This window comes from Halorubrum tibetense, from assembly GCF_042661865.1.
Lineage (GTDB): Archaea > Halobacteriota > Halobacteria > Halobacteriales > Haloferacaceae > Halorubrum > Halorubrum tibetense.
Genome location: NZ_JBHSWW010000139.1, coordinates 1 through 6263 on the forward strand (window position 1 = coordinate 1; position 6263 = coordinate 6263).

At 69.5% G+C, this 6263-nt stretch carries 9 protein-coding genes; 4 read left to right on the forward strand and 5 right to left on the reverse strand.

Going from position 1 to position 6263, the window contains the following annotated elements; translation table 11 throughout:
* A partial coding sequence (locus tag ACFQEU_RS09845; protein ID WP_379781651.1) for a pyridoxal-phosphate dependent enzyme occupies positions 1-860 on the reverse strand: 860 nt, incomplete at its 3' end.
* A gap of 87 nt (positions 861-947) precedes the next feature.
* A complete protein-coding gene (locus ACFQEU_RS09850; RefSeq protein ID WP_379781653.1) occupies positions 948-2186 on the reverse strand; it encodes a CaiB/BaiF CoA transferase family protein in 1239 nt (412 codons plus the stop codon).
* 105 nt (positions 2187-2291) lie between these two features.
* On the opposite strand from ACFQEU_RS09850, the gene ACFQEU_RS09855 reads away from it, so the two are divergent.
* From ACFQEU_RS09855 to ACFQEU_RS09870, 4 genes are all read left to right on the forward strand, one after another.
* Positions 2292-2603, forward strand: coding sequence for a hypothetical protein (locus ACFQEU_RS09855; protein ID WP_379781655.1), 312 nt, complete (start codon positions 2292-2294; stop codon positions 2601-2603).
* 46 nt (positions 2604-2649) lie between these two features.
* Entirely contained in the window at positions 2650-3447 is a 798-nt protein-coding gene (locus ACFQEU_RS09860; RefSeq protein WP_379781657.1) for an SDR family oxidoreductase, read from the forward strand.
* Positions 3448-3512: 65 nt separating this feature from the next.
* The gene (locus ACFQEU_RS09865) at positions 3513-3860 is read left to right on the forward strand and encodes a cupin domain-containing protein (protein WP_379781660.1); all 348 of its coding nucleotides are present in this window, start codon (positions 3513-3515) and stop codon (positions 3858-3860) included.
* Positions 3860-4696, forward strand: a complete 837-nt coding sequence (locus ACFQEU_RS09870; protein WP_379781663.1) for a fumarylacetoacetate hydrolase family protein — start codon at positions 3860-3862, stop codon at positions 4694-4696. The genes ACFQEU_RS09865 and ACFQEU_RS09870 overlap by 1 nt, the downstream gene beginning before the upstream one ends.
* Before the next feature lie 45 nt (positions 4697-4741).
* Here ACFQEU_RS09870 and ACFQEU_RS09875 read toward each other — a convergent pair whose 3' ends face one another.
* The 3 genes from ACFQEU_RS09875 to ACFQEU_RS09885 all read right to left on the reverse strand — a co-directional run.
* Positions 4742-4906 (reverse strand): DUF7838 family putative zinc beta-ribbon protein, encoded by a 165-nt coding sequence (locus ACFQEU_RS09875; protein ID WP_379781665.1) that lies wholly within the window; start codon positions 4904-4906, stop codon positions 4742-4744.
* A gap of 77 nt (positions 4907-4983) precedes the next feature.
* Positions 4984-5382 carry a hypothetical protein gene (locus ACFQEU_RS09880; protein ID WP_379781667.1) on the reverse strand — a complete coding sequence of 133 codons (399 nt, stop codon included), beginning with the start codon at positions 5380-5382 and terminating at the stop codon, positions 4984-4986.
* 33 nt (positions 5383-5415) lie between these two features.
* On the reverse strand, positions 5416-6263 hold an 848-nt coding region (locus ACFQEU_RS09885), incomplete at its 5' end, for a DUF7118 family protein (protein WP_379781669.1).

Genomic DNA, 6263 nt, shown 5'->3' on the forward strand with positions numbered 1-6263 from the left:
TACGCGTCGACAACCGGGGCACAGCCCGCCGCCTGCGCGGCGTACATCGGGATCAGCTCGTCCGCCCACCCCAGTTCCCGGGCCTCGCGAGCGGCCTTGTGCATCCCGACGAGGCCGACCCCGCCGCCGGTCGGATAGACGACGGCGTCCGGAGCCTCCCAGTCGAGCGCCTCCAGCAGTTCGAGCGCCATCGTCTTCTTGCCCTCGTGGCGGTACGGGGTAACGAACGTCTTGGTCGAGTACCACTCCGGATGGTCTTGCATCGCTGCGGTGTAAGCGGCTCCGGCGTCGCTGATCTGGGAGTTCCCACCGACCGGGTCGGTAACCGTCAGCTCCGCGCCGTGGACCTCCGTCATCGCCTTCTGGGTGAACCCCGCCCGCGACGGGAGGAACACGTGTGCGTCGAGCTCCGCACGGGCGGCGTAGGCGGCCGCCGCCTGTCCCGCGTTGCCGGCGCTATTCAGCGCCACGTCGCTCGCGCCGTGCTCCCGTGCGGCCGTCATCGCTACGGACTGCCCGCGGTCCTTGAACGTCCCCGTCGGGTTCGCGCCCTCGTCTTTCAGGAGGACTCGCCCGACGCCCATCGCGTCCGCGAGTGCCGGACACTCGACGAGCGGCGTCGCGCCCTCCCCGAGCGACACCGCGGCCGATCGCGGGAACGGGAGCAGTTCGGCGTACCGCCACATCGAGTCGCCGTCCCGGCGTTCGAGATCGGCGGGGGTCAGATCGATCGCGTCGTAGTCGTAGGCCGGGTCGAGGATCCCGTCACAGTCCGGACAGCGGTGGGTCGCCGTCTCGGCGTCGAACGTCTCCTCGCAGTCGACACACGAGAGTCCAGCGAAGGCGGCGGTCGTTTCCATGCCCGCCGATCACGCTCCGGGGGTTTCGCTCCATCGGTCGCGGCGGTCCACGCGGCGATCTGGGTTCAGGGATCGGCGTTACGGTGATCACTTCGGGATCGCGTCCGCCGCTCGTAGGCGCTTCAAGTCGCCGTCTGCGTAGCCGTACTCCCGGAGGACCGCCTCGGTGTGTTCGCCCAGCGACGGGGGGTGTCGCCGGACGGTCGTCGGCGTCCGTGAGAACTTCATCGGGGAACCGGGCAGATCGATCTCCCCTGCGGTCGGGTGATCGACGGTCACGCGCATGTCGCGCGCTTCGATCTGCGGGTCCGCGAACAGCTCCGCCATGTCGCGGACGTGGCTCGCCGGCACGTCGTGGTCGGTCAGCGCATCGACGGCCTCCGCGGTCGTCAAGTCGGCGAACTCGGGCTCCAGCTCGGCGTCGAGCGCCGCCCGGTTTCGAACCCGTCTCTCGTTCGTTTCGAACCGCTCGTCCGCGGCCAGGTCCGGGCGGTCGAGCGCCGCGCAGAGCCGGGGCCAGAAGGCGTCGGCCGAACAGGCGACCACGACGTAGTCGTCGCGGGTCTCGAACGCGCGATAGGGAACGATGTTCGGGTGTTTGCTCCCCATCCGTCCCGGCGGATCGCCGCTCGCGAAGTAGTTCGTCGCCATGTAGCTCATCCACGCCGCTTGCCCGTCGAGGAGGCTCACGTCGATCTTCTGGCCGCTCCCGTCGCCGAGCTCGCGTTCGAGCAGCGCCGCGAGGATCGCTTGGGTCGCGTACATCCCCGCCCCGATGTCCGCGAGCGCGACGCCCACCCGAACGGGCGGGCCGTCCTCGACGCCCGTGATCGACATCAGCCCGCCCTTCGCCTGCATCACGATGTCGTAGGCGGGCTCGTCGCGGTCGGGACCCCACTCGCCGTAGCCGGAGATCCCGCAGTAGACGAGTCCCGGGTTCTCCTCGGCGAGGTCGGGGTAGTCGAGCCCCCACTCGGCGGTTTTTCCTACCCGGAAGTTCTCGACGAGCACGTCGGCCTCGCGGGCCAGATCCCGGAACACCGCGCGCCCCTCGTCGCAGGCGAGGTTCAGCTCGACGGAGCGCTTGTTCCGGTTGACGCTGGCGTAGTACGCGCTCTGTGCGTCCGCGCCCTCGCCGAACGCCGGCGGCCGCCACGTTCGGGTCTGATCGCCGGACCCCGGCCGTTCGATCTTGATCACGTCCGCGCCGAGATCACCGAGCTGGAGCGTACAGAACGGGCCGACCAGCACGCGCGAGGCGTCGAGCACGGTCACGCCGTCCAGCGGTCCCGTTTCGCTCGACGGCTCGCGTGCCTCACCGACCATCGATCTGCCCCGTAATACCGCGCATACGCCGACCACCGAGCGCGACCGCTTAAAACCGGTGGCGAGCGACGGTACGTTTTAGGCTCCGGACACGAACGCCATGGTATGAAACGACGTGACGCGATCCGGAGGGCGCTCGGGACCGCCGGTTCCCTCTCCGTCGTCGCCCTCTCGGGGCGGCTGGTCACTGAAGACGACTCCGCATCGACGGATGCCGATGCGGCCACAGCCGGGAGAACGGCGCCGGAAGAAGCCGCTCTCGATGAAGCCGCTTCCGACGAAGCGTCTCTCGACGGGGAGTCGGAGGAGGTCGACGATGAGGGCGCTCCCGAGGCGGTCACGGAACAGCTCCGTCAAACGCATGAGGAGCGGTGTCAGTGCCCGGTCTGTGGCGGGTCGATGCCGGGGCGCGGATAGCGCTGCGTCGCCAACGGTTAAACCGTCGGGGACGCCACGTCGGGACATGGACTTAGAGATCGACGGCAACGTCGCACTGACGACAGCCTCGAGCGCCGGCCTCGGCAACGCGGCTGCGACCGCGCTCGTTCGCGAGGGCGTAAACGTGGTGATCAACGGCCGCGATCCCGACCGGCTCGAAGCCGCCGCCGAGGCGCTTCGTGCGGAAGCGGCGGGCGACGCCCGCGTCCACCCCGTTCGCGCGGATCTGACAGACGAGGACGCGGTGACCGGGATCGTCGACGAGACGCTCGAGGAGTTCGGGCGGCTCGACCATCTCGTCACCTCCGCGGGAGGTCCGCCGTCCGGGCCGTTCCTCGAAACCGACGACGACGACTGGTACGAGGCGTACGAGCTGCTCGTGATGAGTGCCGTCCGCCTCTGTCGGGCGGCCGCGGAGCCCCTCCAAGCGGGCGACGGCGGCACCATCGTGAACGTCACCTCGCGATCCGTGAAGGAGGCGATAGACGGACTCGTGCTCTCGAACTCCGTGCGGATGAGCGTGATCGGCCTGGAGAAGACGCTCTCGACGGAGCTCGCGCCGGACGTGCGCGCGAACGCCGTGCTCCCGGGCCCCCACGAGACCAGCCGGATCGAGGAGCTCGTCGACCAGGCGGTCGAGCGCGGCGAGTACGACTCCTACGAGGAGGGACTCGCCGACTGGGGCGAGGGCGTCCCGCTCGAACGGATCGGTGACCCGATGGAGCTCGGCAACACTGTCGCGTTCCTCTCCTCGCCGAAGTCGGGCTACATCACCGGGCAGTCGATCGTGATCGACGGCGGCGCGGGCGCGTCGAACCTCTGAGGGCGTCTCGCCGTCGGACCGCCGGGACCCGAACGGACTTACCGACCCCGTCCGATCCCACGCGTATGGACCACGTGCCGTTCGACGAGGCCGAGACGTACGAACCCGAGGACGGATGGGGTCGCGCCGCGCTCGCGGGCAGCGACCGGTTCACCTTCGAGTGGTTCGAGAAGCCCCCGGGTCACGCATCGCCCGATCACGACCACGAGAACGAACAGGTGTGCGTCTGTCTGGAGGGCGAGCTGACGGTTCACACCGAGGAGCGGAGCGTGACGCTCGGCGAGTACGACTCCGTGCACCTCGACGCCTGGGAGACCCACCGCGTCGAGAACGCGACCGACGAGCGCGCGGTCGGGCTCGACGCGTTCGCGCCGGGGCGTGGGTTCGACTTCTGGACCGACCGCGAGGAGTGATGTCCGAAGAGACCCACCGGTTCGCCCGGACCGTCACGGGCGACCCGCTCGTCGGCGACGACGACGGGTTCGTCCCGCTGGCCGCCGCCGGGCTCGACGACGTGAGCGACGCCCTCGGAGCGGTGACCGGTGGCCCCGCGGTGTTACCCCCGGTCGACGCGCTTCCCGCGAACCGGACCCCCGCCGACCACCTCTCGTTCGGACTCCCGTTCGACTTCGGGAAGCTGTGGGGGATCGGGCTTAACTACGCGGACCACGCCGCCGACCTCGACGAGACCCGTCCCGACGAGCCGGCGAGCTTCATGAGACCCGCCACGACGTTGGCCGCTCCCGGCGGGCCGATCCGGCTCCCGCCCGTCTCCGAGTCGGCGCGCGTGACCGCCGAGGCGGAGCTCGGGGTCGTGATCGGGCGCACCTGTCGGAACGTCGACGAGGCCGCGTTCGGCGACGTCGTCGCCGGCTTCGTCCCCGTGATCGACGTGACCGCGGAGGACGTCCTCGAACGGAACCCGCGCTTCCTCACCCGCGCGAAGAGCTACGACACGTTCTGCGTCGTCGGGCCGTGGGTGTCCGCGCCGGCGACCGTCGACCGCCTCGACGATGTCGAGGTCCGGACGGTGGTGAACGACGAGGTCGTCGCCGAGAACACGCTCGACCGGATGCTGTTCTCACCGCCCGAGCTCGTCGCCGTCCACTCGCGGGTGATGACGCTGGAGACGGGCGATCTGATCTCGACAGGCACGCCGGGTGCGGGCGTGATCGAGGACGGCGACACCGTGCGTGCCGAGGTCGACGGAGTGGGGGTGCTGGAGGCCGACGTGGTACGGGAGTCGTGATTGTGAGGCGGTTGCGGACTCGCGAAAAACGAATAAGCAGAGCGTTCAGGCCGGGAGCGTGTCGATACCATTGATCGCGACGAACCCGTAGCCACACTCCGAGCAGCGCCACTTCGTCTTCTCGCCGAGGTGGAGCGTCATCGCGGCCGACCGGTAGAACGACGTCTCCCTCTCACACGACGGACAATCCACGTCCTTTTCGAGCGCCATACTCGTGTTCGGAGTCGGCGAGGATTTCAACCTATTGATCCGCCGAACGGCCGTCGATCCCTGACTCGGGTCTCTATTTAAATGGCCGTCACCCACGCCTTGTACGCCGGTTCGAGTTCGTACACCTCCCGGAAGGCGCGCTCGATGAAGCCGGCGACGCGGTTGGCGTCCGAGCGCGCCGTGATCACGGCGTTCGTCCCTTCGGCCTCCTCGGGACTCACGAGCTCGTCGATCCGGAACTCCGGGAACTCCCCGAGCAGCCCTTTTAAGCGGTCGAGCTCCTCGTCGGTGCAATCCATCACGATCTCGGTGCCGACGAGCTGGATCCACGGCGGCAGCTCGCCCCCGTCGGAGGTGTCGCTGTCGGGGTCGACGTCGACGGTCATCACGTCGCTCGACCGGGCGCGGTGGGCCGCCGCCGCGTCCGCGAACAGCGACAGTCGCTCCGACTCGGTCGCGGCGTCGAATCTGGTCATACTCCCGCGTCGTGGCCGGCGGTATATAAGGGATCAGTCCCGGTCGGTCTCCGCCAGCACGTCCTCGACGAGTTCGAGAGTCCGCTCCGCCTCCCGGACCCGGTCGTCGATCGCGCCGGATTCGAGGAGCGCGAGCTCCGGATCGTCGAGCGCGTCACGCACTTCGGCGGCGCGTCGGAGGCGTTCGTACTCGTCCGAACGGGCCAGATCGCGGATCGATCGGAGCGTCGCCACGGTCTCGTCGCCGGCGACACGCGAGACCAGCGGGATCAGCTCGTCGATCTCGTAGGCGAGCTCGTCGCCCGGCGCGGGCGGCCAGTCGATCGTCAGCGGCTCGCCGTCGATCCGGTCGATGAACGTCTTGTGGACCGCGACCGCGGTGCGGAGCGCGCCGGGGTCGTCGACGTAGTGGTCGAGCTTCGAGTTGGAGTAGTCGGCGTACTCCAGCAGCGTCGGGAGCGGCTCCTCGCCGGCCGCGTACTCCGCGACGTACTCCCGGAGGTCAGCCGGCGGGAGGTCCGCGTCGACGAACGGCGTGTCGTCGGCCCGGTCGAGGAACGCGAAGACGTCGCGGGCGGACGCGGACCGATAGAACGATCGAAACGCCTCCCGCACCGACTCGTTGTACTCCTCGACGGGATCGCGAAGCCGGGCGACGTCGGCGTCGAGGTCCGCGTCCGCCATGTCGGCGACCTCGCGGAGCGCAGCAAGCCGTGCCGTGAGGTCGTCGTGAGCCTCGCGGGCGGCCTTCCGGGCGGCCCGATACTCGTCGGTCGCGTCGTCGCGATCGGTCAGCAGGTCGACGTACGCGCCGGCGGGATCGAGCGCCTCGCGCGCGGCGGCGAAGTCGGCTTCGGAAAGCCGTCGCTTGTCGACCGCCT